Below are 24,366 nucleotides of genomic sequence, written 5' to 3' on the forward strand. Positions count from 1 at the left end.
ACGCTGTGTTCACACCACGCCTCAATAACTTCAGTGGCGTGCCAACGGCCACCTTGCAGCAATGGCTGGCGGAGTCGCAGCAGGCGTTGCACGATCTGAGCGTCGGTGGGAAAGGCGAGTCGTATAGCTACACCCAGGGCGACGGCACCAAGTCAGTGACCTACACGCGCGCCAATCTTGGTGATCTGCAGGCCCACATCAACGCACTGCTTTATGCCCTCGGCATGAAGCGCCGCAGAGCTATCCGACCGGTGTTCTAAATGACTACTCCATCTCTGATTGTGGATTTCCGGGGGCAGCCCCTGGTGCCTGCTCCTCCAAAGGCGAAGGGCAATGCAACGATCCTGACTGAGGGGATGGGTGGCCAATCGGTATTCCCTTATGAAGGGGCCAACTGGTCTACCCAGGAAATGGGGGATTGGCTCCCGTGGATCCGTTCCCCTGATTCGGAGATCAACCAGTTCCGCGACCGGATGGTCGCGCGTAGCCGTGACCTGGTCCGCAATGACGGGTGGGCGGCGGGCGGGATCACCCGGATTCTCGACAACACCGTTGGCGCGTCAATGCGCTTGTCGGCGAACCCGGACTATCGGGGTTTGGCTGCCTTGACCGGAAATCGCAAGTTTGATGCTAAGTGGGCTGAAGAATTCCGGCGCGAAGTTGAAGCTCTATGGCGCGGGTATTCCGATGATATTGGGCGGTACAACGATGTTTCCCGGCAACTGACGATTTCTCAGCAGTTGCGTCTCGCGCTGCGCCACAAGTTGGTCGACGGTGATTCGCTCGTTGTCGCCTATTGGATGCCTGAGCGCGTTGGCTATGGGCGTGCCAATTTCTCCACGGCTTTCATGCTGGTGGACCCGGACCGGCTATCAAATCCGTACCAGATGGTCGACAGCAAATATATGCGCGGCGGCGTCGAAATCGACGAGCATGGCGTCCCGGTGGCCTACCACATCCGCAAAGCTCATCAGAACGACTGGTACAACTCGGTCGAGAGTATGGAGTGGGAGCGAGTCCTGCGTGAGGACGGCGATGGCTGGCGTCGAGTGATCCACGACTTCGAGCGCGATCGCGCGGGCCAGAACCGTGGTGTCGGCGTCTTCACCCCGGTGCTGGCGCGGTTCAAGATGTTGGCTCGCTACTACGGTGTCGAGCTACAAGCGGCGACGATCGCAGCTACTTTCGGCACCTACGTCACCAGCCCTTACGACCCGGACCAGGTTCAGGAGGCCCTTGAGGCCACTGACGAGCTTTCCGCTTATCAAGGCTTGCGAGCTGACTGGGCCGAACAGCGCCCGGCCATGTTGAATGGAGCTCGCATTCCAACGCTGGCGCCTGGTGAGTCGATCACATCGGTCGGTGCCGAGCACCCGCATAGCGGTTTCGGTGACTTTGCGCACGAAATGCTGCGCACCTTCGCAGCCGCTGCAGGCGTGTCTGCTGAGCAGATTTCCCAGGACTGGTCGAAGACAAACTACTCCAGTGCACGGGCGGCCCTGCTCGAAAGCTGGAAGACCCTGACCCGGCGAAATACTGAGTTCAAAAGTGGTACCGCGACCCCTATGTATGCCGGCTGGCTGCATGAGGCGATGGATCGCAACATGCTACCGCTCCCGAGCGATGCCCCTGACTTCATGGAAGCTCGCACGGCCTATTCGCGATGCGAATGGCTCGGTGTGGCCCGCGGCTGGGTCGACCCGGTCAAGGAGAAACAAGGCGCAATCCTTGGTATGGACGGCGGATTGTCCACGCTCAAGCGCGAGTGCGCCGAGCAGGGCCTCGACTACGAAGAGGTCATCCAGCAACGCGCGGCAGAGGTTGCGCAGTTCCGAGAGGCTGGGCTGCCAATGCCGAGTTGGTTCGGTGACAACGCTACGAACGCCTCGACCCCTGAAGAAGAGCCAACAGCACAATGACCAATTATCCACACCTCGCGCAGAAGCTCTTCAACGTGCCGCTGGCGATCACTCCGCAGAAGGCCGAGATCGTTATGGCTGCCCTGGCTGACCGGTTCGGCCTGGCCCGGTTGTTCCATGCCGACGGTCGCGTAGTGGCGTTGGACGACTGGGATGGCGACATCGGCGAGCCGGCAGAAGCCCGGGCTTATGAGGTGGTGCAGGGAGTGGCAATCATCCCTGTTACCGGTACCCTGGTGCAGAAGCTTGGCACCTTGCACCCCTACAGTGGAATGACCGGCTATGACGGTCTGCGCGCCTGTCTGAGCATGGCTTTGGATGACCGGAAGGTGAAAGCCATTGTCCTGGACATCGACAGTCCGGGTGGTGAGGTAGCTGGCTGCTTTGACTTGGCCGACTCGATCTTTAAGGCTCGGGGGAAAAAGCCAATCTGGGCCATTCTGACCGAGAGCGCCTATTCGGCGGCCTATGCCTTGGCCAGTGCCTGTGACTACATCGTGGTTCCACGTACTGGTGGCACGGGCAGCGTCGGAGTCATCTGCATGCACGTCGATATGTCGAAGGCTCTGGGTGCTGCCGGCGTCAACGTGACGCTGATCCATTATGGCGACCGAAAGGCCGATGGTGCTGATTCTCAGCCTCTTTCGAAAGAAGCACTCGCAAGCTACCAGTCCGACGTTGATGCCATGGGTGAACTGTTCGTGAAGACAGTGGCCCGCAATCGGGGGCTCTCGGTCAAGACTGTTCGCGGGACCCAGGCCATTACCTTTCTTGGCGCCGCTGGCGTCGAGATCGGCTTCGCTGATGCCGTGATGGCGCCGGACGAGGCCTTCCGTTCCCTGCTCGCCGAGCTGGGTTGAGTTTCAATCCTCCCTAAATACTGAGGTTCACCATGACCAAGCTTTCCTCCCGCGTGGCGAGCGCGCTTTCGTTCGCCCACCTGGCCGGAATCGGATCGATGCGCAGCAAGAATGCTCGCGCCGAAGACGATGAAGACGAACGTAAAAATGATGCCCAGGATGATGACGACAAGCCCGACGATGAAGATGATCGCGACAACGACAAGGGTAAGCGTTCCCGCCGCGCCAAGCGCGCCAATGGCTCCAAGGCCGGCGATGACGCCAATGATGATGACGATGATCGGGATGACGACCGGGCTGAAGAAGACGATCCGGATGACGACGAAGACGACGACGGCAAGAAGGGTCGCCGCGCCAAAAGCAAAGCGGCGGCAGATGACGATGACGACGCCGACGCCGAAGATGATGAAGACGAAATGCACGGCAAGAGCGCTGCTGCCCGAGCGCGGCGTCGCGAGCGTGCGCGCTGCGCCGCCATCTTCGCTTCGCGTTTCGCTGCCAAGAATCCTGTCCTGGCGGCCAGCCTGGCCTTCAACACCAGCATGACCCGCAAGCAAGCTTTGAGCGTGCTGCGTGATGCGCCTGCAGGTAGCGCCGCTACTGGTGGTGGCCGCTCTGACCGAAATCCGCACCTGGGTGCTGGTGGCGAACAGTCCCCTGGTCGCGAGGCCACGATTGCCACTCGCTGGGAACGTGCCATGTCAAAGGTCACCGGCCGCTGATCGCGCCGTCTCATAGCTCACCAGGAGATTCAACATGGCTTACACCCCACAAACGCCGCTGGTGGAAAACCGCCACGCCGCGGGCTTTATCGTTTCGCTCTCCAATGGTCACCAGTCTATTGACGGTGTGACTTTGGCCGGCGGACACGGCCGCCTCCAGGCCGGCTCTGTCATTGGCTTCACCAGCGAAACTTTCACCGCTACTGGAGCTGCCGTTACCGGCAATACCGGGAACGGGACTATGAGTGGCCTCGCCGCCACTGCGCCTGCCGTGGCAGGCATCTACACCATTTCGATGATCTCGGACACCGAGTTCATGGTGACCAATCCAAATGGCGAACCGGTTCCGGCCCTGGGTGGCACGGTTGATCCTGAAGGCGGCACGGTCGTTACCGGACCTGGCACGGTCGGTATCGTTTTCAACTCGAAGGGCATTGGCTTCCTGATTGCCGCTGGCGCGACGGCCTTCATCGCAGGCGACGGTTTCACGATCACCGTCACTGATACCGGTGGTGGCTGGGCTCCAGTGACCGCCTCATCGAGTGGCATTACCCAGTACGGCCTGCTGTATGGCGGCGTCGACACCACCAATGGCGACACCCGTGCTACCGCCGTTGTGCGCTATGCCGAGGTGAACATGGCTGAACTGGTCTGGGACACGTCCCTGACCGCTGCTCAGCAAAACGCGGCCGCGCTCGGGCTCAAGACCCAGGGCGTAATTTCGCGCTGATCCGGCGCCTTAACCCGTCGACTGAAGCCCGCTTTTGCGGGCTTTTCCATTTTTAAGGAGCCGAACCCATGGCCTCGTTGGACGTCTTTAATCAGGACATCTTTTCTACGATTTCCCTGACCACTGCTGTTGAGAAGTTTCCCTTCAAGCCTACCGGTATCGGTGATCTTGAGTTGTTCGAGCCCAACCCGATCCGTACCACGACGCTGGCTGTTGAGCAGCGCCAGGGCAAACTCATGCTCATCCCATTCAGTGAGCGTGGTGAGGAGGGGACGCAGCGCGAAACTGAAAAGCGCAAAGCACTCCATTTTGACGTGCCGCGCCTGATGCATGACGACACCATCACCGCCCAAGAGATCCAGAACATTCGGGCGTTCGGTACTGAGTCCGAATTGATGCAGATCGAGACCGAGGTCGCCCGCCGCGTCAATGGTCCCACCGGCCTGACCAGTAACATTGAATTTACCTGGGAGTTCCAGCGCCTGGCTGCAATTCAAGGGCAATGCCTGGATGCGGATGGCACGATCAAGTTCGACTGGTTCGAAGAGTTTGGCATCGAAAGGCCAAGCGACATCGTTTTCGACCTGACCCTCACTGCTGATGGCTCGGCCACCAAGCCGAACACCGTACGCCCGATGTGCAACAACATCGTGCGAACCATGGCACGCAAATCCCAGGGCGCTTTCTTGAGCACCACTGAGGTATACGCGCTGTGCGGCGATGATTTCTGGGATTCGCTGACCAACCACCCTGACGTGATCAAGACTTACTACAACTGGGCGGCGGCACAGGAGCTGCGTCAAGGTAATGCGTTCCAGGCGATGCGCTTCGGGGGCATTAACTGGTTCAACTACCGTGGCTCGGATGATGCAACCACCATCAGCGTCAAGCCAAACGAGGCGAAGTTCTTCCCGAAAGGTGCTCCAGGCATCTTCAAGGTCGCCTACGCCCCTGGTGAGACCTTCGAGTGGGTGAACACTCCAGGCAAGCCGATTTATATCCTCCCGATCTTCGATATCCAGCGGAAGGCGTGGTGGAAGGTCGAGGCGTACAGCTACCCGCTGCACATCTGCACTCGCCCCGAAGTCCTGATGTCCGCCAAGTTGAAATAGCCATGGCCATTGATTGGGATAGCGCTGTGCTGGCGCCGCTGGAGAAAGTGTTCGGCGAAGGAAAAAGCCCGGATAACCAACCGATGTTTTATCCAGCCTTGGGCGCGCGCTATCCCATTGATGGCGTTTTTGATGCGGCTTATCGCGACGTCGATTTTTCTGATCCGCTGACCGGGGCAACCTCGGCTCAGCCGGTACTGGGTGTTCGCCTCGCTCTTTTTGAGACGCTCTTTAAGGCACCCCCAGTTCAGGATGATCAGGTCTATATCCCCAGTGTTGGCAAGCGGTTTTTGGTGACGGATGTTCGTCCAGATAGTCACGGCTGGGCCAAACTCATGCTGAGTGAAATGTGATGACGACTACCTCTGAACTACGGCAGATCACGGCCGAGGCGCTGAAGGTGGGGACGGCCGCCGGCGCCAATGTTTTTGCGGCCAGGACCTGGCCGACCTGGAACGGAAGTTACCCCATTATCTGGCTACACGCGCCGGAGGAGGACAAGGATTCGCTGGGGCGTCAGGGCGGTCCGCAGTTCACTGTGACGGCCACGATCCGGATCAGTGCTCGACTGCAACTCAAGGCGCTCCCGAAGAATGCAGCAGCCGGCGCGATGATTCTGGCGCTGGAAGCCATGCAACGCCAGATTGAAATGGCGCTGATCAACTTCCCGCCGCTTATGAGCAGGCTGCAGCAGTTCCCCTTCATTCGTTCCCATATGCGTGAGGACGGCGAGGGCGAGCAAAACATTGGCGAACTGGTCATGGATGTCGGTATGGAGTTTTACCAGGGCCCCGAGGACTTCTATCCACTGGAAGGGGCTGCCGATGAACCGCCGTTCGATCCGGTGGCCGCTGCCGCTGTTCAGCCCATCGTGCCGCTGACCGAGTTCAACGTCACTGCCGACCTTATCAACGTCGTCGACACCACGGGCACCTATTCCGATCCGCCATTCCCTGGCGCAGTTACACCAACTCCGCGCACTGTCGGCCCTGACGGGCGCGCAGAGGGCGGTCTCACGTTCGAATTTCCGCAGGAGTGATCATGCGCATTTATGCCTCTCCTGGGTTGCTGGTACGCGACCCGGTCAAACGCGATTTCCTGCCATCCGAAGGCCGCGAGGTTCCGGACGACGACCTCTACTGGTTACGCCGGCTGAGTTGTGGTGATGCCACGTTGACCCAGCCCGACGAGATATCCGTCGAGCCAAAAGCCCCCGCAAAAAACACCCCGACTCAGCCCTCGGCAGAGCCCCCTGAAACCCATGAAGGGAGCGACAGTCAATGACCGTCCCGTTCAGCAACATCCCGTCGAACCTGCGGGTTCCACTGTTCTACGCCGAGGTCGACAACTCCCAGGCCAATAGCGGTGCGCAGACTCAGCGCACCTTGATCGTCGGTCAGATTACTGCCTCTGGCAACGGTTTGCCCGGGGTTCCGGTGCTTGGCCAGGGCGTCAGCGATGCTCAGGCCAAAGGCGGCTTGGGCTCGATGCTGGCACTGATGACCGCTGCCTATAAGAATTCGGATAGCTTCGGAGAGGTCTGGTTTCTGCCGCTGGCGGATGCCTCTGGTGCCGTTTCTGCCACGGGTACCGTTGCCATCGTTGGCACCCCGACCGCTACTGGCGTGATCTCCCTCTATATCGGGGGGCAATTGATCAGCCTGACAGTCACCACCGGCGAGCTCGCGGCTGATATCGCCACCGCCCTGGCGGCGCTGGTGAACGGATCGGGTGACCTGCTGCCGGTAACGGCTACGGCAGCCACCTCGACGGTGACGCTCACTGCGAAGAACGGGGGCACCGGTGGCAACGAGATTGACCTTCGCCTGAACTACCTGGGCACCGCTGGTGGTGAAAGCACCCCTGCCGGCTTGACGCTAACCCTGACCCAAATGGCTGGCGGGGCGACCAACCCGGTGCTGGACGCCGCGTTGTCGACCCTGGGTGATGAGGCGTTCGACATCATTGTCAGCCCCTACACCGACACCGCTTCACTGAACTCGTTGAAGAACCTGCTCAACGACAAGACTGGGCGCTGGAGCTATGCCAGTCAACTCTATGGCCATGTCTTTGCGGCCCAGCGCGGCACACTGTCGACGCTTTCCACCGCCGGCAATGCTCGCAACAACCAGCACGAAAGCATCATGGGATTCTACGACTCCCCGTCGCCGGCCTGGATCTGGGCTGCGGACTTGGCGGGTACTGCTGCTGTAGCCTTGCGTGCGGATCCTGGCCGTCCGTTGCAGACCCTGGCGCTGAGTACTGTGCTTGCGCCGCCGCCTGCTTCTCGCTTCGACCTGGGCGAGCGCAACACGCTGCTGTGGGACGGCATCTCGACGTTCACCGTGGCCAGCGACGGCACTGTCGCCATCGAGAACCTGATCACTACCTACCAGGTCAACGGGTTTGGCTCGCCGGACGATAGCTACCTGCAGGTGGAAACGCTGTTCTCGCTGATGTATGTGCTGCGTTTTTTGCGCTCGATCGTCACGTCTAAGTATGGTCGAGTAAAGCTCGCCGCCAATGGCACTCGGTTTGCGCCTGGCTCGGCCATTGTCACCCCAAACATCATCCGAGCCGACTTGATCGCCGGGTATGGCACGCTTGAATACAACGGCTTTGCGCAGGATACCAAGGCCTTCGCCCAAGCTCTGATCGTCGAGAAGAATGCGACCAACCCCAACCGGGTGGATGTGCTCTGGCCTGGCACTCTGATGAACCAGTTGCGCACCTTCGCGCTGCTCGCCCAATTCCGCCTGTAACCCAGGCCTTTCGTCAACGACCGCCTTGAGCGGTTTTTTTTCGCCTGGAGAAAAACATGGCTGATACCAACCGCCTGGCCGGGACCTGCTACCTGAGCATCGATGGCGTGAATTACATGCTGGCTGGCGACTTCTCCTACAAGGTTTCCGGGGTGTCCCGCGAAACCCTGAAGGGACAGGACGGGGTGCACGGCTACAGCGAAACCCCGCAGCCTGGCTACATCGCCGCAACCCTGCGGGACGCTTCGAACCTGAGCATTGCCGACATCAATGCGATGAACGACGCCACCGTCGTGGCCGAGCTCGCGAATGGCAAAACGATCATTGGTCGCAACATGTGGACCACCGAGCAACAAGAATCCAAGTCCTCCGACGCGACTATCGAAGTCAAGTGGGAAGGCCCTTCCGTGACGGAGAACTAATCCATGCCTGAAGACGAAATCACCATCACCCTTGCCAAGCCCATCATTGTTGGCAAGGGCGACAACCCCATCACTTATGACGAAATCAAGCTTCGCGAACCCACTGCCGGCGAGATGGAAAAAGCGTCGCGCGCTGATACCTCGGTCGGGGCTGCCATCACACTGATCAGCCTGATTGCTGTTATTCCGCGCGGTGTCGTCGAGAAGTTCAGCAAGCGCGATCTGGTCGCTGCGAACAAGTACCTCGAGGGTTTTTCCGACGCTGGTCAGGTGGAGGAGGCTGGCCAGAACTGATTGCCGAACTGACCCGGTATTACCACTGGGGGCCGCGCGATGCGTGGTCGCTCACCCTGGCGGAGCTGATCGAATGGAACAAGCAGGCCATTCGCATGACGAGTAATCAAAATGCCTGACTTCAAAATAGTCATCAGCGCCGTAGACAAGGCGACGGCTACATTTCGCAAGGTCAATGATGGCGTCAGTCGCCTGACACGGCCTTTCGAAGAGGTCGGCAAGTCCTTCAAGAGTCTCGGTCGCGAGCTTGGGTTTGAGCGAATCGGTAAAAACCTCACCACTATCGGTCGCGAGGCCGGCGGCGCAGCCCGAAGCGTTGGGATGATCGTCGCGCCCATGGCTGCGCTCACTGGTGTTGGGACTGTGGCGGGTATCGCTGCCCTGGCCAACAACTGGGCCAACCTGGGGCGTTCAATCGACAACAGTGCACGCGGTATCGGTATATCTACCGGGCAGCTCCAGAGCTTCCAGGGCGCCGCCAAGATGGTCGGCATCGACGCTGGGACCACAACTGCCAGTATGGATAGCCTGGCTACCACCATGCAGGATGCGCAGTGGGGCCGAAATCAGGGTGCGTTGCTGATGCTCAACAAGCTCGGCATCGGACTCAAGAAAACGAAGGACGGGGCTTGGGATGTGGTCGGTCAGTACAAGGCGATTGCCAACGCCGTGGCCGGACAGAAGAGCCCCCAGGTTCAGGCGCTGATTGCCAACAACCTGGGCCTGGGCGGCATGCTGCCGTTCTTGCGCGAGGGCGCTGCGGGCATTGAGCAATACGAGGACACCGTCCGGCGTCTCGGCTACGTCATGAGCGACAGCGCGGTTAAGCAGGGCAAGGAGTTTTCCAAAAGCTTGGCTGGCCTGAACATCGCCGTCGACGGTACCAAGAATGCGATCGGCGACAAGTTGATTCCGATCATGAAGCCGTTGATTGACCAGTTCACCAATTGGCTGGCGACGAACCGAGAACTGATCGCCACCAACATCGCTGATTGGGCCAAGGGCTTTGCCACTTGGATCAATAAGATCGACTGGAAGGAGGTCGGGGACGGGATCATCAACTTCGGCAAGGGCGTTGGTAAGCTCGTCGACTGGCTTGGTGGCTGGGAGAACGCCGCGCTGCTGGTGGTTGGTGTCATGAATGCCGGGCTGATCGCCGGTGTCATTTCGCTCGGCGTGACTCTGGTCACCGGCGGTGCTGGGATTCTGTCCTTCATCGGCATCCTCTGGCAATGGCAGGCCGCTGCTACTGCTACGGCTGCGGCGCAGGGTGCGCTGACCGCAAGCTCTGCTGCCGGATTTCTGGGCAAGGCAGGTTTTGTGGGGGCGGCAGGTGCCGCTGGCTATGGTGCTGGCACGCTGATCAACGATCACTTTGTTCAGGGAACTAAATTCCAGGGGTGGCTTGGTGACAAGATCGCCAGAGGCCTGGCGTTTTTCGGAAATGACGAAGCCAAGCAGGCTGTTGCCACCACAGATATATCCAATGGAGTGATTCCTGGAGGTCGCGACAAGTCCACGTCGGTGTCCAAGTTTTTCGAAGATCATGGTTGGACCAAAGCTCAGGCAAGTGGCATTGCGGTAAACCTCGGCGCTGAAAGCAACTTCGATCCTTCTGCCTATGGTGATGGTGGGCGCGCTTACGGCCTTGGCCAGTGGCATCAGGACCGGCAGCAGGCTTTCGCGAAGTGGGCGGGCAAAAGCATTCATGGCTCCAGCGTAGAAGAGCAGCTGGGCTTTGTTCAATACGAACTGACACAGGGCGCCGAGAAATCCGCCGGGGATCAGTTGCGCGGCGCGAAGACCGCGAGCGAAGCGGGTGAGATTGTTTCCAGAAAATATGAGCGGCCTGCCGCTGCGGACTGGGAGGCCGCTCGGCGTGGAAAGCTGGCGGAAATGCTATCAAACCCAGCACCTGACGGGCCGTATACCCAAGGCGCTGCTCAGGGGGCCGGTTCTGGTGGGAAAATACAGGTTGATGTGAACCTGAAGGGTGCGCCCGAGGGAACTACAGCCAAGGTCAAAGCCCAGGGAAACACCCAGGCATCCAGTCGTATCGCATATAACGGAGTGGGAGCAATCGCATGAGCCTGCTTTCCGACATTATCCAGATCGCCCAGGACTCCAACAAGACCTGGACCGAGATGCTCAACCAGGCGTCGTTCCGTGGCGTGCCGTTCGCAGTCTATGGCGGCGATGCGCGCTTCGGTCGTCGTCTGGCTATGCACGAATACCCTGGCCGAGATAAGCCGTACATCGAGGACATGGGCCGCTCGACGCGCCGGATTCGCATGAGCGGCTTTCTTGTGACCGACAGCTTGGTCTATGGCGGCGGCAGTGTCCTGGCGCAGCGTGATGCACTCGTCGCTGCGGCGGAGAAGGCCGGCCCCGGCGCACTGGTGCATCCAACCCTGGGGGCGTTGAAGGTCAGCGTCCCGACCGAGGGGTTGAGCGTTGTCGAGCGCTGGGACATGGGGCGCTACTTTGAAATCAGCTTCAGCTTTATCGAGTCTGGCGACCGGGTCTTTCCGACCATCACCTCGGACAGCGGTTCGCTGCTGGACAAGCTGGCAGCTGCGCTCGGGCTATCTTCGGCACTGGACTTTGCTCGCAAGGTGATCGGCGGCGTTACGGCGGTGATCAATGCGGTTGAAGGGGTCATCAAGTTCGGCAAGGCCATCGTCGGGATGGTCGTGGGCGTGATCGCCGACTTCAAGGTTTTGGTCGGGCGTATCACCCATGACGTGCGCAGCATCACCAGCCTGGGGGCATTGCTCACTGGCGATTTTGGGCGCTATGCCAACGGCAACGTCAGCAGCGCGCTCACTACCAGCAAGAACGCCCGGAACGCAAGTGCGACCATGGCCGACCTGATCGCCCAGAACACCACCAATCGCGTGGCAGTCGACACGGCCATGAATACCTTGGTGAGCGCCGCAGCGAACCTGGATGCATCGAGCGGGACCGCCTTCACGGATGCCGTGCAGGGCGTTATGGATGCTCTGGTGACCAGCATCGCTGATCCGGGTGACGCGATCGCGCTGCTGGGGCCGCTGGCCTGCTTCACGCCGGCAACATTCGCCGGGGGTGGTGCTATCGGCGCGGCCCGCGAGGTTGCGCAGGATGCCACCAGTGCACTGCTGCGCCGGGCGGCCCTGGCTTCTATCGGTCAGGTGGTTGCTGCCTACGTTCCGATCTCCTATGACGAAGCCATCAGCACCATGGGCGTGGTCACTGGGTTTATCGACGCTGAGTTGTTGGTGGCGGGGGATGCGGGGGACGATGAGAGTTATAACGCGCTGATTGGTCTGCGCCAGGCCGTGGTCACCGATCTGACCACCGCCGGTGCAACGCTGCCACGCCTGGAGACGTTTTCCTTCCGGGCTCCGATGAATGCCCTGTCCATGGCCAATCGTCTCTACCGAGACTCCACCCGGGCTGACGAGCTGATCCAGCAGGCTAACCCGGTTCATCCTGCCTTTATGCCGACGATGGTAAGTGCATTGGCCAAATGAAAGGGCATTGCCAGCGTCAATGCCCCCTAGGTTGTGTGATCCTGTGCAGCCTTGATGGTAGTTCTGACGCTACTCTCAAGGTAAGCACCGTTTTTTGCATTCACTTCAACTTGCAAGCGCTCATAAATGTGTCAGCGTCTTTTGTAGCTCCCGCTGATGAAACCACTCCAGACCATTTGAAATCAGAGTCTTTGAGCTGCACGCCGACTTGAATTTTAGACTTGGCAGCTCGTATTCCCTTCAATATATTAAGGAGTGCATCTTTATCAGCGTCGGTCGTAGCTATCTGAGAGTATTTTTCATTGCGTTGTGATAGCTCTCCTTGAAATTCATGTATTGCTTCTTGACCAGTCTTGATCAGTATTCTGAAGCTCCCTGTCTCCAAATCATTCTTCGCTATCTTTTGGACGATAGCCATCGTCAGATGATCTGAGTCGCAGTCGAATATCAGTGAGTGGTAGGTGTCAATGTCACCCGCCAGAAATGCACTTTTCCCGCCTGAGAAGATGTCGTCTTTCGTATCGACATACCACCCTGCGGAAGCTGCCGTTGCGATAGTCATGCCAATGAGAGTTGTGGCGAGGGATAGTAAGCGCATTACGAGGTCCTTTTGTTTATTCGCTGGTCGATATTGATGCCTTGGCCGCAGCTTGACGCAGGTGTTTGGCTGGCGTCTCTTCGTGTTGTAGCTAAAGCTGGCCCCAAGAATTAAGAGTTTTTTCATACCTACCTTCTACGGGTTTTCCATGGTTTCTGATGATCTAACCATAACCTCCGGTGGCTTGACTATCACCGGGTGGACCGATATTCGCGTTACGCGCGGCATCGAAAGGCTACCCAGCGACTTCAGCATTGGAATGACGGAACTCCACCCAGGGGAATTTGACAAGATCGCTCTGTCGCCAGGCGATGCTTGTCAGGTGCGACTTGGCGATGATCCTGTCGTCACGGGCTATATCGACCATTACGTGCCCTCCATCGGACCAAGCGATCACTCCATTCAAATCAATGGCCGGTCGAAATGTTCGGACCTCGTTGACTGCGCAGCGGAGTGGGCCGGCGGTCAAATCAGTAACGCGACCGTCCTGGAGGTTGCGCAGAAGCTCGCTGCTGTGTACGGGCCAAGGCCTAACGGGGTTCCGGAAGGGATCGCTGTAGCCACCAACGTTTCATCGTTTTTGCTGCCTATCATTCCGCAAACCAACATCATGCTTGGAGAAAGCCCGTTCGATATCATCGAACGCATGTCCAGGTTCTCGGCAGTGCTGGCCTATGACTTGCCTGATGGAAGCTTATTTTTATCCCGGGTAGGAACTCGACAGCTGGATAGTGGTGTCGCTGAGGGAGTGAATGTCCAGCGAGCCTATATAGATTATTCTGCTGATCTGAATTACTCGACTTATGATGTGTACTTGCAGTCGACCGATTTGTTTATGGATGCTGGAACGAGCGGGAATCTTAAGTTCACTGCCTCGGACATAAATTGTAAGCGTCACCGGAGAATGGTGATTATTTCCGAAAGTGGCAGTATGGGACTTGATATCGCCGAAAAGCGTGCGGTGTGGGAGTCGGTCCGGAGATTCGGAAGATCTAGAGTGGTTAAGGTCATCGTAGATAGTTGGCGAGACTTGTCGGGCGCGCTGTGGGAGCCTAATACATTGATTCCGGTTTCGCTTCCTCGTCTAAAGCTTCCCTCTGCATTGCTCTTAATCAGTGAAGTGACCTTTCAGCGAAATGATTACTCAGGAACAACCGCCGAGCTCACACTGATGCCGCCTGAAGCTTTCGCGCCACAACCAATCAACCTAACCCCGCTCTGGGGCGACGTTCCGCAGGGGCATTATGGTTAATAAAGTTGACACGCCGAGTGTGCTTCAAGGCCTCCAGCGCCGCATACAGCTTCTGGCTGGTTGGGCGAGGGTGTCCTTTGCGAATGACAGCAAAACCGCACAACTACTTCAGGTGAAGCTCAACGATTCGGAAACGCGGGACGGCACCCCGCGGATCGCAGAGTTTGGCTTTACCTCTGTACCGCCTGATGGTTCCGACGTGCTGGTGGTGTTCCTGGGAGGCGACCGATCCAAGGGGGTTGTCGTGGCCACTGGGCACCAGGGTAGCCGCCCGGTCAACCTGCTGGCGGGTGAGTCGATGCTCTACGACCTGGCGGGCAAGTCGGTCTACCTGACCCAGTCAGGCGGGATTGTCGTAGAAGCCAAGGGCACACCGGTGACGGTGAACAACGCCACCACGGTCACGATCAACGCGGCGGAGCAAATCAATTTCATGACGCCTCTGGTCACGTGCAGTGGCGACCTTCATGTCGCCGGCCAAGTCAGCGACGGCGTGCGCACGATGGCCGCCGACCGTGTGCTGTTCAACGCGCACACCAACGGGAGCGGCACCACCACGCCGACACCACAACAATGACCGACATCACCACCACCTGGATCGCAAGCACCGGCAATGGCGACTGGTCGATCAGCGGCGGTGCCTTGGCCAGCGGCGACGACTTGGCCAGCGCCGTGCTGATCAGCCTGTTCACCGATCGCCTGGCCGATGACGACGATATTCCACCTGACGGCGGGGACGATCGCCGCGGCTGGTGGGGCGATGCTGGTGAGGATGTGCCCATCGGCTCACGGCTCTGGCTGCTGGATCGCTCCAGGCTCACCCCCGCCGTGGCCAACACCGCCAAGATTTATATCGAAGAGGCGTTGAAGTGGCTCATCGATGATCAGGTGGCCCTCAGTGTCAGCGCGGCCACCGTCATTGCCGGCCGCAGCCAGCTCAATGCCATCGTCACCATCACGCATCGCGACGGCTCCGTGAGCGCGCTCAACTACAACTGGGTCTGGGACCAGGCCTAGCGATTCATATCGGATGCCTGGCAGCATTGTTGCAGCCAGGCAATTAGGAGGATGTATGCAAAATCACATACTGATGGTCAGTAAGAAAACTTCTTCCACGGGATGCGAGAAGCATCAACGCTTGCAAGAAAGTCCACCAAGTCAGTTCGACCCTGATACCGGAATGTACCTCGGGAGTCCTGTGACGCCAGAACGACGGGCGTACCTGGAAAGTGTGGCTGGAACGATTCGCGGACCTTGCCGGATTCGTGAGAAGACCCCGTCACATGGTGCTTGACCAATACGATCGCAAAGGTGATGCCTTGCTCTTTTATTAGTGCGCCTTCAAAGCTGCTCATTCAACTCTCCTTGCTATATACGCCGAAATTGGCGCGCCCCAGTCCCTGGGCTTGCAGGCAAGGGACCGGGAAATCCCATTGCGTGAAGGCAGAACGCTACTATTTCTATTGCGCCAGGCGCTACTGGAAATTCGTACAGCCACTTCTGAGTAACCAACTAAACCCGCCTTGAGCGGGTATTTTTTTGCCTGGAGCAAGCCACTTATGCCATATCCGCGACCCACGCTCTCGGACCTGCGCGCTCGCGTGGCCTCGGACATCACCTCTGGCCTGCCGACGGCCGACGGCCTGCTGCGTTTCTCCAATCTGCAGATCACCGGCAAGGCTGTCGCCGGGCTGGCCTACCTCAACTACGGCTACCTCGACTGGATCGCCAAGCAGGGCGTCCCCTATACGGCCTCTGGCGAGTTCCTTTATGCCTGGGGAGCCATGAAAAATGTCTATCCAAAATCGCCGACTGTTGCGTCGGGTGCTGTCACGTTCCCGGGTACGCCCGGGGCGATAGTTCCTGCGGGTACCCAGGTGGTGCGCAGCGACACGGCGACATTCACCACGCAGGCGTCAGCTACTGTCGGCCCTGGGAGCAACCTGGTGGTCCAGGTGACGGCTGATTTGGCAGGGGAGGCCGGGAATACCCCGGTTGGTGGACTGATGACGCTGGGCACTTCCATCACCGGCGTGCAATCCACCGGCGCGGTGACCACTGTCATTACCGGCGGCGCAGACCAGGAACTTGATGAGGCGTTTTTCGGCCGTATGCTGGCGGCATATCAGAGCACCCCAAACGGTGGATCTGACAACGACTACGTGACCTGGGCGCTGGATGTTCCTGGCGTTACCAGAGCCTGGTGTATGCCCAACGGGTTTGGTACCGGCACCGTGGTTGTGTACTCGATGCTTGATGATGCCAACGCTGCCTATGGCGGCTTTCCGCAAGGCACGAACGGCATCTCATCGAGCGACAACCGGGCCACATCTGGAAACCTTGCCGCCGGCGATCAGCTGATCATCGCGAACAGCGTCTATATCCAGCAGCCGGTGACCGCCATGGTCTACCACTGCGCGCCGATTGCTGAACCAATTGCCTGGACGATTACCGGGCTCACAGGCGCATCGACCGCAACCCGGACAGCAGTAGCTGCCGCAATCTCGGGAGTTCTGTTTGACCAGGGCGCACCGCTGGCTGATGGATCTTCTGTCGACGTCTCTGACGTGGGGGCGGCCATTTCCGCGATCGCGGGAACGCAAGGGTTTGTGATCACGTCCCCGGTTGCAAATATCCCCAACACCCTCGGCCATCTGCCCACCCTGGGCGTCATTACTTACGGCTGATCATCATGCCAAAACCGTCTTATACCGATGCCGACTTCACATCGGCGCTGCTCGGGCTGTTGCCGCGCGGCCGGGTTTGGCCGAAGGACCTGACATCTGTTCAGGCCCAGGCTATCTCCTGCTTTGCTCCGACCTTCACACGGATCAGTGATTCTGCGCTAGGACTGCTCGACGACATGTTCCCGGCGACAACCGTGAACTTCCTCGCAGAGTGGGAGGCGACTCTTGGGCTTCCCGATCCATGCTCCGGGATGTCGCCGACCTTCCAGGGACGCCGCAACCAGGTGGTGGCTCGATTTACCAATACCGGCGGCCAGTCCATCCAGTTCTTCACTGCATACGCGGCCGGTCTTGGATATGCAATTACCGTCACTCAATACGCACCGTTCCGTTGCGGGCAAAGCACCTGCGGACAGCAACTCGGGGGGGCCGACTGGTTCTTCACCTGGGCTGTCAACTGCCAGCTGAACACCATCAGCCACTTCCGCACAGGTCAGTCAGCCATGGGTGATCCGCTGGCCTCTTGGGGCAACGCTGTACTCGAGTGCGAACTCACCGAAGCCAAGCCATCGCATACCCGTCTGCAATTTCACTATTCGTGAGGCCCTAGATGTATCAAATCGACAACTCAACGGCGGTCGCAGCTATCCCGGCCAGCACCGCACTGGGCACGATCGGCTATTTCACCGACGGCAACCCGGCTACTGGCGTGCCAGCGACAATCATGCCCTCCGAATTCATGAACATGCTCATGATGGAGAACTTGAATGTCCTGGCGGCCGCCGGGATTACTCCTGTTAAAAATCAGTTCAACCAACTCGCCCTGGCGATTGCGAAGATCGTACAAAACGGTGCTGCAGGCGCTGCCAGCGAGACATCGGCCGGTATCCTGAAGTTGGCCACGAGTGCCCTCGCGACCGCCGGCGTCGATAACACTACCGCGATCACCCCGCAAAAACTGGCGGCTGGGATCCAGACTCAGGCGTTTACCGCGTTCACCGCCGCCGGTACCGCACCAGCCTTCACGCTGACTCCCTCGCCAGCGATCACGGCATATGCGGCGAACCAGCGTTTTCAAGTGGCATTCGCGGCGGCTGGCGGGGCAGCGCCGACACTGAACGTGTCGGGAATCGGCCCGAAGAATTTGAAGCAATACACGGCGACCGGCGTGAAGATCGCGGCCGTTATCGCCGCTGGCCAGACCTCGGACGTCTTTTATGACGGAGCCGACCTGGTGGTGCTCGACCAGTTGCCGAACTCGTCAGGTGTTACTCCGTCACAGTTCGACAACTCAACCAACCTTGCAACTACCGCTTTCGTACAAGGTGTGGGCCTTCAGTTCAGTAGCCTTGTGCTTGCCTCGGCGAGCATGACGCTTACTGCTGCTGCGCATGCGGGGGCTCTGATTGTTGGGAATAGCTCATCGGCAATCAATCTCACGCTGCCGGCGGTATCGTCGATGCCCGCAAAAACCGTTATTAAGTTCTGGAACTTTAATTCTGGGCCTATAACTCTTATTTGTGCTGGTGCAGATGGCCTTTATTCCCCTGGTGGAGGAACCTCTTTTACCCTACAGACAGGGTCTTACATCACTATCGCTGGTAATGGGGCGTCGGCCTGGTTTGCAATTGAAAACTCGACTCAAGGCGTAACTCCAGCGCAGTTCAATGGCTCCACAGCTCTGGCTACTACTGCATTTGTCCAAGGTGTTGGTTTTCAGTTCAGCGGTATTTTTACGCCGACTGCAAACACCACACTGACTGCGGCAACTCACGCCGGGGCTGTGATTATTGCAAACTCCGCATCGCTGCTGACAATCACACTGCCCGCATCTTCTACAATGCCGTCCAAGACTGCCATCAAGCTTTGGAGCTATGGTGCTGGCGGGATGACCGTTACAGCTGCTGGCTCGGATAGCATTTATCTTCCCGCGACCAACACCACGGTAGCTGTACCCCAGGGGGCATGGGTTACACTGGTTTCGAACGGATCCAACGGCTGGTATGCAGTCGATATGTCCGGGTTTGGCATCGGCCAGACCTATCAAAATGTGACTTCAACTAGAGTAATTGGCACGTCATATCCGAATGCTACAGGGAGGGTAATCGAGGTTTGTTATACCGGGTACAGTGGCTCGGGTGGGTCACTTATGACAGCAGTAGTTGCTGGTAATACTATTCAATCTGTGCCGATGGCCAGCCCAACGACAAATTATAGTGTGTCATTCAGAGTTTTACCTGGGCAGACTTATACCGTGACCCAGTCCTCTGGGTCGATCGTGTCATGGTGGGAGATTCGATAATGAAATACTATATCAATAGTGCTACGAACGAACTGTTGGCCCTTGAAGATGACGGTTCTCAAGATTCATTCATAACGGCAGGTTTTGAACTTGCCGATGATGACCAAGTTACTGCGTTCCGAGCCGCACAGGCTGCGGCAAACGCACCGACGCCGGCGGAAGTTATCGCCGCGGCGAATGCGCAGCGTGACTCGCTTCTGGCTACCGCCGGACTTCGCGTCGCCCCGCTGCAAGACGCAGTCGATCTCGGAACCGCCTCAGCCGCCGACACGGCAAACCTGAAGAACTGGAAGGAATATCGGGTTGCAGTCAATGGCGTTTCGGCCCAGGCCGGATTCCCCACGACAATAGACTGGCCAGCGCCGCCGGCATGACCAGCATCTGAACACCACTAGCCGCCATTGAGCGGTTTTTTTGCGCCTGGAGAAAGCCATGCCGATTACTCAGCAGCAGTTGCTGCAGATCCTCCCGAACGCCGGCCCTGTTGCCGGCGTTTTTGTTCCTCTGCTCAATACAGCCATGAACGCCTATCAGATCATCACCCCGCAGCGGATTGCCGCCTTCCTGGCGCAGGTCGGGCACGAGTCCGGGCAGCTCCGGTCGGTGGTCGAGAACCTGAACTACGGGGCTCAGGCGCTGGTCGCGACTTGGCCAAGCCGATTCACCTCGACGCTAGCCGCGCAGGTCGCCCGGCAGCCACAGCAGATCGCGAATATCGCCTATGCCTCGCGCATGGGGAACGGTGATGCGTCGTCCGGCGACGGCTGGAATTACCGTGGCCGTGGCCTGATCCAGATCACCGGGCGCGACAACTACCAGGCGTGCGGGGATGCCCTGGGCGTTGATCTGATTGGTAACCCAGATCTGTTGGCGCAGCCGCAATATGCTGCGCTGTCGGCGGCCTGGTACTGGGCAACCAACGGCCTGAACGGCCTGGCCGACGCCGGAAGCTTCGACGCGATCACCCAGCGCATCAACGGCGGCCAGAACGGCGCCGCTGACCGCCAGGCCCTCTACGCGACGGCGCAGCAGGTGCTCGCATGACTCTACTGGGGCGAATCGCCCCCTACCTGATTGTCCTGGCCCTGGTGGCTGCTGCGCTATTCGGCGCCTACCACCATGGCGAGACGGTCAGGAATGACTGGTGGCAGGCCGAGTGGAACAAGCGGGACGCCGCCGACCAGGCAGCAAAAGCACTCAACGAACGCGCCGAGCGTGACAAAGAGCAGGCCCGGCAAAATGCAATCAACAAGGTGGTGGAAAATGGTCAAGTGTTCATCGACACGGCAACTGCTGCCGTTGCTGCTGCTAATCGTGAGTCTGGCCGGGTGCGGGATGCAGCCGATGATCTCGCCAATCGACTCGCAGCCAGTGAGGCCGGCCGCAATTCCTGCACTGCCGCCGCAGGCAAGGCAGCTGCCCACGCCGCCAGAGTGCTTGCCGACGTGTTCAAGCGCGCTGATGAAAGAGCGGGAATCTTGGCGGCAGATGCTGATCAGTCCCGTGCCAGGGGCATGACGTGCGAGGCAGCGTATGACTCGCTGGTGAAGCTGAAATAGGGAAGGGTGTTCGTTCAGCAGGGACGCCGGGGGGCATATTGAATTACCTGCTGCAGAGTATCGACTGTGAGCTGACGGCGGTTGCTATGCGTCGGTATGGCGCTGGTAGGAGCAAGTCCTACCAAGCCATGGAGTGACACATTATCAGAACGGGTAGCCATCTTTCAGCTTGGAGAAGTTTTTGCTAACCCATGCTGTGACCGTGGCTCTACTCGGGGCGGTGGATTCGTAGTGCTCATGGAGCATCCACTCAACAATTAATCGCGTCTTTTTGCTGAGATCGGCCCCGCCTTCCCCGGTCAGCGAGTTCAGGTATGGAAGCATCTCATACCCTTCCTTTCTGCTCAGATGATGGCTGTCACCCGCTGTTTTTTTTGGATCATCGCCCTTCGTGGCGGTCCATTCGTACTCGTAGTTCAGGTCAGCTCTGGTTAGTGCAGGCATGTTCGTCAGCTCGGTAGCTCCCTCGAATTGGGGCATCTATTCAGATGGTGGCAATTAGATGGCTTTCAAGTCGACCTACATTGCAAACGAGTAACCAAATATTTCAGATAGGGGCGAGAGGATTTTCGTTGTTTAAAACTACCTATGCCTAGCTCGATTTCATTCGTCGAAACACGCGCAGCCAATTGGGGCTATGAAGTCGTTTCTGGTGGGTGTGGTGGTGTTGCTGGCGGGATGCGCGGCCCGGGAGCCGGAGGTGCGCACCGTGCGGGTGGAGGTGGCGGTGCCTGTACCTGTGCCGTGCAAGACGCAGGAGGTGGTGGTGCCGCCTTGGGCGGCCTCTGACCTGAAGAAAGCCGACAGACTGGAAGTGAAGGTGAGGGCTTTGCTGGCCGAGCGACGTCAGAGGATGGGGTACGAACGGGAGTTGGTAGTGGCGGTTTCGGCTTGCTATTGATCAGCGAAGGGATCGCGGAGCACCGGCCTGGGCTATGGGCGTGCCATCGAACTCCTTTTTTAGGCGCATGCGATCTCTCCCTTAATTGCGTCTGCGTCTTACTGTTAATGGCAAGGAGCCACCATTGGTCGCTTAGCACTGTGCCGCACTGAACGCTCCAGTAGTCTCACATCTCCCCCAATAGAATACTAATAGGGGCTCCAATGAGAGAAGCACGGCGAGAGCAGGCGATGACGGCCTGGCGCAAGCTATTCGTTCTGGCCGTAAGCGAAATTCGTGCGGAGGACAAGTATTTCATATTGTTGAAGAGGGCCGACGACATGGAGCGCGCAGACCTCATCACTAGCGAGGAATGGCGAAAGCTTGTCCAGCAGACAGGGACGTCTCTTGCTAGCACTGCAGAGTGCATGGGCGGAGCGGGGTAGGGCAGAAACAAAAAGCCCGGCGCTGGGCCGGGCTTTTTTAAGCGGCAGCGCTGTCCTGGAAGGGAAGCTGTAGCTCCTCGACGTCGTACGTGAAGTCGAGAACAATTTGGATCGGCTCTTGCGCACGGTCCTTCATGTTGTAGACATCTACATCCGTTTTCAACTGATAGCAATCACCGACAATTTGCTGTCTGCGCTGAGCAAAGGACCTCACAAAGTGCTCGCGAGGTGCCTGCTCATCATCTATATCAGCCCAGAGCGAAAGTGTCTTATTCCCTTTCTTTGACCTGACGGCATGCTTTGCCCGGTAGCGCTGACCATTCTTGTTGGTTCTGTATTCTTCGCGAAAAGCTTGAGAGATATCTGAAGCAATCGCGTCGATAATTGTTTTAGTGTTCGGCTTATGTAGGCCATTTTTATAAGCCCATGCCGCGATGGCGTGGGCATCAATCAAGCCATCATCACCGACTTCTTTTTTGTACCTTTCGAGATACAGTTTTATCTGGTTGGAATAAGCAGTCATAAATACTCCATCAGCTTGAAAGCGATCCCCAACCATCAGCGTCCGCTGAAGGTAGGACGAAACCTCTTACTTTAACTTGATGCTTTCTGAGGAAATCATGGCGATCGAGCTTTCTCTGGAGCTGACCTACAACTATCCCAGGGTGCACCTTAATTCGTTGAGCAAACAGTGTGATTTTCTGCTCTGAAAAGTACGGTTGTACACGAGACACAAAATCGTTTAGCTGCTTTGTAGGAACGCAAAATTCTTGAGCAGCCTCATTGGCAAGTTTTTCACACTCTTCCAGCTCGCCATCAGTAGACCCTAAATCTAAGTCAACAATCGGCATGCTTGAGTGCCGCCCGTCCTCCCTCAGAACGTGTTCAATCTCGTGGCGCAATACAAACCAAAAATTATCTATCCGGTCATAACGCAAGGTCATGCCGATCACCGGCTTGTCCTCTGATAACCAAAAGCAGGCGCCGTCAATTCTAGAACCCGATATCGCCTCAACAAACACTAACCGAACACCTGCCTCCGCTAAAATTCTCGGGGCATGTCTAACTTCTTCAGCAGAGAGCAGGAGAGTTCTCAAGCTTTCTACGGCGGCTAGCAGCTTTTCTCTTTTATAAGTCGTGATGATCTGCCTGTCAGCCATAAGCCTGACACGAAAGAGCCATGCAAGCTGAAGAGCGCTAACATCTAAAGCTACATCCGTTTTCTTTGCGTAGTGGGTCAGATTTGGATTGTCTTGTAGCGTAGGAATGTTGAAAAAGTCACAAAACCGTTGCTCAAGAACATCAAGATTCTCACTTGCTTGAATCCAGCCTCGCCTCAGCATTTCCCGTACCGGGAACTTACTATACAAATTCGCCTTTCTAGCGACGCTGCTGTTCTCTGTCTTAACTTTAGACAGCTGGTACTGACTCTCTAAGCTCATCCAATATTCAGCAGACGTTCCGAAAGCTTCGGCAAGCCCCTTCGCAGTTTCAGGCGTTACGGCTCGCTTCCCAGCGATCAACTCACTAATAAGGCGCGGCGGGCGGTCCAGTATGTCTGCAAGCTCTTGCTGGCTCCACTCTCGCGCTTCCAGCTCCTCCCGCAGGAAATCTCCCGGCGGAAAAACTTCAGCAGGCACGCGTGCGCTCATAATAATAATTCTCCTGTCAGTGATAGTCGGCTATTTCAACAATTCCGATGACTTTGCAGGGGTGATTGCCTCTGATTTCCAGAATTAGACGCCACTGTAAATTTAGTCTTATAGAATGCTGGCCTTCTCTGCTTCCTTTCAATTTTTCACAATGCAGCGACTTCAAAGCGTAAAGATCTCTTTCATCATTAAATGCTCGAATTTGCTGCATGCGCCTTCGGTAGGCGCGAACCACATCCTGTGAATGACCTGCTGTGAATCGGGCCTCGACCTCAAGCCTATCCAGGTCATCATCGTCAAATTCAACGTCCATGGCGCTACTCTAGATCAAGGTGCAAATCCCGTCAAGTGACGTCATTACACCTAGTGTAAAGATGGTGTTTCGTTTGTTCAAGCTTGCTCATCCTTCCCCCGCACAATCCTCCCAGCCTTCACCTCATCCGCATACACCTTCAGTCGATCAGCATCCCCATACAGGGCGCCCACAACCCTCATCAGCTCCAGTGTATCAGGCTCATTGAGGCGGCTTGCCAGCCTTCCCAGGTCGATACAGGACTGCTCAAGGTTGAAGGCGATCCCTTTGAGGTCGCGCTGCAACTGCTGATTCGGTTTCGTCAGGCCCATAGACACTCCTACACACCCCGCTACGCCAGA

31 protein-coding genes are annotated in these 24,366 nt (G+C 57.8%); 24 read left to right on the forward strand and 7 right to left on the reverse strand.

The features are described 5' to 3' along the window. Window positions 1–5: 5 nt before the first annotated feature. The 14 genes from gpW (at window position 6) to HX866_RS04075 (ending at window position 12,336) form a co-directional block, all read left to right on the forward strand. Window positions 6–260: a gpW family head-tail joining protein gene (gene gpW / locus HX866_RS04005; RefSeq protein ID WP_177138145.1), complete on the forward strand. Its 255-nt coding sequence runs from the start codon at window positions 6–8 to the stop codon at window positions 258–260. Further along, window positions 261–1,919: a phage portal protein gene (locus HX866_RS04010; RefSeq protein ID WP_177138147.1), complete on the forward strand. Its 1,659-nt coding sequence runs from the start codon at window positions 261–263 to the stop codon at window positions 1,917–1,919. Further along, window positions 1,916–2,779, forward strand: a complete 864-nt coding sequence (locus HX866_RS04015) for a S49 family peptidase (protein WP_177138149.1) — start codon at window positions 1,916–1,918, stop codon at window positions 2,777–2,779. Before HX866_RS04010 ends, HX866_RS04015 begins: the two co-directional genes overlap by 4 nt. Window positions 2,780–2,811: 32 nt before the next feature. Next, the gene (locus HX866_RS04020; RefSeq protein WP_177138151.1) at window positions 2,812–3,501 is read left to right on the forward strand and encodes a hypothetical protein; all 690 of its coding nucleotides are present in this window, start codon (window positions 2,812–2,814) and stop codon (window positions 3,499–3,501) included. Between the two features lie 34 nt (window positions 3,502–3,535). Further along, window positions 3,536–4,231, forward strand: coding sequence for a head decoration protein (locus HX866_RS04025; protein WP_177138152.1), 696 nt, complete (start codon window positions 3,536–3,538; stop codon window positions 4,229–4,231). 68 nt (window positions 4,232–4,299) lie between these two features. After that, window positions 4,300–5,343 (forward strand): major capsid protein, encoded by a 1,044-nt coding sequence (locus tag HX866_RS04030; protein WP_177138155.1) that lies wholly within the window; start codon window positions 4,300–4,302, stop codon window positions 5,341–5,343. Window positions 5,344–5,345: 2 nt separating this feature from the next. Next, window positions 5,346–5,696 (forward strand): head-tail joining protein, encoded by a 351-nt coding sequence (locus HX866_RS04035; protein WP_177138157.1) that lies wholly within the window; start codon window positions 5,346–5,348, stop codon window positions 5,694–5,696. Continuing rightward, window positions 5,696–6,382, forward strand: a complete 687-nt coding sequence (locus HX866_RS04040; RefSeq protein ID WP_177138159.1) for a phage tail protein — start codon at window positions 5,696–5,698, stop codon at window positions 6,380–6,382. Before HX866_RS04035 ends, HX866_RS04040 begins: the two co-directional genes overlap by 1 nt. A gap of 2 nt (window positions 6,383–6,384) precedes the next feature. After that, entirely contained in the window at window positions 6,385–6,627 is a 243-nt protein-coding gene (locus HX866_RS04045; protein WP_177138163.1) for a DUF2635 domain-containing protein, read from the forward strand. Beyond that, window positions 6,624–8,105 carry a phage tail sheath subtilisin-like domain-containing protein gene (locus HX866_RS04050; protein ID WP_177138168.1) on the forward strand — a complete coding sequence of 494 codons (1,482 nt, stop codon included), beginning with the start codon at window positions 6,624–6,626 and terminating at the stop codon, window positions 8,103–8,105. Before HX866_RS04045 ends, HX866_RS04050 begins: the two co-directional genes overlap by 4 nt. 56 nt (window positions 8,106–8,161) lie before the next feature. Continuing rightward, a complete protein-coding gene (locus HX866_RS04055; protein ID WP_177138170.1) occupies window positions 8,162–8,527 on the forward strand; it encodes a phage tail tube protein in 366 nt (121 codons plus the stop codon). A gap of 3 nt (window positions 8,528–8,530) precedes the next feature. Next, complete coding sequence (locus tag HX866_RS04060) at window positions 8,531–8,821, forward strand: phage tail assembly protein (RefSeq protein ID WP_177138171.1); 291 nt, start codon at window positions 8,531–8,533, stop codon at window positions 8,819–8,821. Window positions 8,822–8,932: 111 nt separating this feature from the next. Beyond that, window positions 8,933–10,909, forward strand: coding sequence for a phage tail tip lysozyme (locus tag HX866_RS04070; RefSeq protein ID WP_177138172.1), 1,977 nt, complete (start codon window positions 8,933–8,935; stop codon window positions 10,907–10,909). Then, complete coding sequence (locus HX866_RS04075) at window positions 10,906–12,336, forward strand: DNA circularization protein (protein ID WP_177138173.1); 1,431 nt, start codon at window positions 10,906–10,908, stop codon at window positions 12,334–12,336. Before HX866_RS04070 ends, HX866_RS04075 begins: the two co-directional genes overlap by 4 nt. 100 nt (window positions 12,337–12,436) lie before the next feature. Here the strand turns inward: HX866_RS04075 and HX866_RS04080 are convergent, their stop codons facing one another. Beyond that, on the reverse strand, window positions 12,437–13,060 hold the full coding sequence (locus tag HX866_RS04080; RefSeq protein ID WP_177138174.1) for a hypothetical protein: 624 nt from the start codon (window positions 13,058–13,060) through the stop codon (window positions 12,437–12,439). 22 nt (window positions 13,061–13,082) lie between these two features. On the opposite strand from HX866_RS04080, the gene HX866_RS04085 reads away from it, so the two are divergent. From HX866_RS04085 to HX866_RS04095, 3 genes are read left to right on the forward strand one after another with little or no spacing between them, the layout of a single operon-like run. Further along, window positions 13,083–14,186, forward strand: coding sequence for a phage baseplate assembly protein (locus HX866_RS04085; RefSeq protein ID WP_177138175.1), 1,104 nt, complete (start codon window positions 13,083–13,085; stop codon window positions 14,184–14,186). Further along, the gene (locus tag HX866_RS04090; protein ID WP_177138176.1) at window positions 14,179–14,763 is read left to right on the forward strand and encodes a phage baseplate assembly protein V; all 585 of its coding nucleotides are present in this window, start codon (window positions 14,179–14,181) and stop codon (window positions 14,761–14,763) included. Before HX866_RS04085 ends, HX866_RS04090 begins: the two co-directional genes overlap by 8 nt. Further along, window positions 14,760–15,203 (forward strand): phage GP46 family protein, encoded by a 444-nt coding sequence (locus HX866_RS04095; protein ID WP_177138177.1) that lies wholly within the window; start codon window positions 14,760–14,762, stop codon window positions 15,201–15,203. Before HX866_RS04090 ends, HX866_RS04095 begins: the two co-directional genes overlap by 4 nt. A 77-nt stretch (window positions 15,204–15,280) precedes the next feature. Here HX866_RS04095 and HX866_RS04100 read toward each other — a convergent pair whose 3' ends face one another. Then, the gene (locus tag HX866_RS04100; protein WP_177138178.1) at window positions 15,281–15,541 is read right to left on the reverse strand and encodes a hypothetical protein; all 261 of its coding nucleotides are present in this window, start codon (window positions 15,539–15,541) and stop codon (window positions 15,281–15,283) included. Between the two features lie 204 nt (window positions 15,542–15,745). On the opposite strand from HX866_RS04100, the gene HX866_RS04105 reads away from it, so the two are divergent. Genes HX866_RS04105 through HX866_RS04130 form a run of 6 tightly spaced genes read left to right on the forward strand, consistent with a single transcriptional unit; the run spans window position 15,746 to window position 20,734 of the window. Next, window positions 15,746–16,873, forward strand: a complete 1,128-nt coding sequence (locus HX866_RS04105; protein WP_177138180.1) for a baseplate J/gp47 family protein — start codon at window positions 15,746–15,748, stop codon at window positions 16,871–16,873. A gap of 5 nt (window positions 16,874–16,878) precedes the next feature. Continuing rightward, on the forward strand, window positions 16,879–17,475 hold the full coding sequence (locus HX866_RS04110; protein WP_177138182.1) for a YmfQ family protein: 597 nt from the start codon (window positions 16,879–16,881) through the stop codon (window positions 17,473–17,475). An 8-nt stretch (window positions 17,476–17,483) separates the two neighbouring features. Beyond that, window positions 17,484–19,175, forward strand: coding sequence for a hypothetical protein (locus tag HX866_RS04115; protein WP_177138184.1), 1,692 nt, complete (start codon window positions 17,484–17,486; stop codon window positions 19,173–19,175). Beyond that, a complete protein-coding gene (locus HX866_RS04120; RefSeq protein ID WP_256344815.1) occupies window positions 19,175–19,549 on the forward strand; it encodes a tail fiber assembly protein in 375 nt (124 codons plus the stop codon). The genes HX866_RS04115 and HX866_RS04120 overlap by 1 nt, the downstream gene beginning before the upstream one ends. Before the next feature lie 58 nt (window positions 19,550–19,607). Beyond that, window positions 19,608–20,219 (forward strand): glycoside hydrolase family 19 protein, encoded by a 612-nt coding sequence (locus HX866_RS04125; RefSeq protein ID WP_177138188.1) that lies wholly within the window; start codon window positions 19,608–19,610, stop codon window positions 20,217–20,219. Next, a complete protein-coding gene (locus tag HX866_RS04130; RefSeq protein ID WP_177138190.1) occupies window positions 20,216–20,734 on the forward strand; it encodes a DUF2514 family protein in 519 nt (172 codons plus the stop codon). The genes HX866_RS04125 and HX866_RS04130 overlap by 4 nt, the downstream gene beginning before the upstream one ends. A 144-nt stretch (window positions 20,735–20,878) precedes the next feature. Here the strand turns inward: HX866_RS04130 and HX866_RS04135 are convergent, their stop codons facing one another. After that, window positions 20,879–21,178, reverse strand: coding sequence for a hypothetical protein (locus HX866_RS04135; protein ID WP_177138193.1), 300 nt, complete (start codon window positions 21,176–21,178; stop codon window positions 20,879–20,881). Between the two features lie 193 nt (window positions 21,179–21,371). Between HX866_RS04135 and HX866_RS04140 the strand changes: the two genes are divergently transcribed. Continuing rightward, the gene (locus tag HX866_RS04140; RefSeq protein ID WP_177138195.1) at window positions 21,372–21,635 is read left to right on the forward strand and encodes a hypothetical protein; all 264 of its coding nucleotides are present in this window, start codon (window positions 21,372–21,374) and stop codon (window positions 21,633–21,635) included. Window positions 21,636–22,097: 462 nt separating this feature from the next. Here HX866_RS04140 and HX866_RS04145 read toward each other — a convergent pair whose 3' ends face one another. The 4 genes from HX866_RS04145 to HX866_RS04160 all read right to left on the reverse strand — a co-directional run bounded on the left by HX866_RS04145 (window position 22,098) and on the right by HX866_RS04160 (window position 24,336). Beyond that, window positions 22,098–22,583, reverse strand: a complete 486-nt coding sequence (locus tag HX866_RS04145) for a hypothetical protein (protein WP_177138196.1) — start codon at window positions 22,581–22,583, stop codon at window positions 22,098–22,100. Between the two features lie 10 nt (window positions 22,584–22,593). Continuing rightward, window positions 22,594–23,712: a HigA family addiction module antitoxin gene (locus HX866_RS04150; RefSeq protein ID WP_177138198.1), complete on the reverse strand. Its 1,119-nt coding sequence runs from the start codon at window positions 23,710–23,712 to the stop codon at window positions 22,594–22,596. Between the two features lie 16 nt (window positions 23,713–23,728). After that, entirely contained in the window at window positions 23,729–24,025 is a 297-nt protein-coding gene (locus tag HX866_RS04155; RefSeq protein WP_177138200.1) for a type II toxin-antitoxin system RelE/ParE family toxin, read from the reverse strand. A gap of 77 nt (window positions 24,026–24,102) precedes the next feature. Further along, complete coding sequence (locus HX866_RS04160) at window positions 24,103–24,336, reverse strand: hypothetical protein (RefSeq protein WP_177138202.1); 234 nt, start codon at window positions 24,334–24,336, stop codon at window positions 24,103–24,105. Window positions 24,337–24,366 lie beyond the last annotated feature (30 nt).

Source organism: Pseudomonas gingeri (genome assembly GCF_013386165.1).
Taxonomy (GTDB): Bacteria; Pseudomonadota; Gammaproteobacteria; order Pseudomonadales; family Pseudomonadaceae; genus Aquipseudomonas; species Aquipseudomonas gingeri_C.